The sequence below is a fragment of the Cryobacterium sp. MP_3.1 genome (assembly GCF_035984795.1).
Classification (GTDB): Bacteria; Actinomycetota; Actinomycetes; order Actinomycetales; family Microbacteriaceae; genus Cryobacterium; species Cryobacterium zongtaii.
Genome location: NZ_JAXCHV010000073.1, coordinates 1 through 1,362, shown reverse-complemented (window position 1 = coordinate 1,362; position 1,362 = coordinate 1). Strand labels below are relative to the sequence as shown.

Below are 1,362 nucleotides of genomic sequence, written 5' to 3'. Positions count from 1 at the left end.
AACTGAACCGTCCCTGATTTCCTGCCGCTTTCTTTCTGGTGAAAGGATTCGGATATGCCCAAGAAACACCCAACAGAGGTTCGCGAACGAGCGGTCCGCATGACCCTTGATCGTTTGAAAGATTACCCATCGATGTGGGCGGCGTGCCGCGACCTAGCCCCCAAGCTCAACATCGGCGCCGAGACGCTCCGAAAATGGGTCACTCAAGCGCAGGCCGACGCCGGCGAACGCACCGGGCCCACGAGCGAGGAGCTCGAGGAAATCAAACGCCTCAAGCGCGAAAACCGGGACCTGCGCGAGACGAACGACATCCTCAAAGCGGCAGCGTCTTTCTTCGCGAGGGAGCTCGACCCTCGCAACCGTCCATAGTCGCTTTCATCGTCCAGATGAAGGCGAACGGCCATGGAGTCGAGTTGACGTGCGGCGTCCTGCGCGAGCAGGGCGTCACGGTCACTTCACGGTCATTTCGGGCATGGAAGACTCGCGCCGCCGCGGCGCGAGTTCAGAGCGACGCGGCACTCGTCGACCGGCTGAAGGCCTTGAAAGTGAGAGATGTGTACGGGCGTCAGCAGCCCGAGATTCTCTACGGGCGACGGAAAATGACGGCGTGGCTCCGCCGGGGCGAGTTCACTGACGTCTCCAAGCACACGGTCGACCGGTTGATGCGTCTCGAAGGCATGAACGGCCTCGTCCGGGGCCGTAAGCCCCGGGCGTCGGCGACGACGGGTAAGGAGTCGGCGCGAGCTCCCGACTTACTCAAACGCAACTTCAGTGCGCCTCGCCCAAACCACTCCTGGGTCACGGATTTCACGTATGTCCCAACCTGGGGCGGCTTCGTCTACGTGGCCTTCGCGATCGACTTGTACTCCCGAGCGATCGTGGGCTGGCATGCGTCAACGGTCAAAGACACACCGTTCGTTGAGGTCTGTTTGAATATGGCGCTATGGCGCCGCGACCATGCCGGCCACGCCGTACGGCCCGGTTTGATACATCACAGCGATGCCGGATCTCAATACACATCGATTAAATTCACCGAGACTGTCGCTCTGGAAGGCCTCGTCGCCTCGATCGGAACCATCGGCGACGCCTACGATAACGCGGCTGCCGAGACAGTTATGGGGCTCTACAAGAACGAGGCCGTGGCGAAGACGTCACCGTTTGTGACAGGGCCGTTGAAGACTCTCGCGGACGTCGAGAAACTCACGTTCGACTGGCTGGATTGGTACAACAATCGGCGCCTGCACAGCAGCCTCGGGAACATGCCGCCCGAGGAATATGAAAGCAACTACTACGCTGAAACAAACGGCCCGATAAATATCGAAGCCGCCAACAAAACGGCGGCATGAAACCCGGGACGGTTCA

1 protein-coding gene is annotated in these 1,362 nt (G+C 60.4%); it reads left to right on the top strand.

Annotated elements, in window-relative coordinates:
• Positions 1–54 precede the first annotated feature (54 nt).
• Positions 55–1,346 (top strand): IS3 family transposase gene (locus RCH12_RS18475; RefSeq protein ID WP_327017884.1). Its coding sequence is split into 2 segments (ribosomal slippage): positions 55–325 and positions 325–1,346, totalling 1,293 coding nucleotides; the frame shifts between segments, so codons are not numbered across the junction.
• The last annotated feature ends 16 nt before the right edge of the window (positions 1,347–1,362 follow it).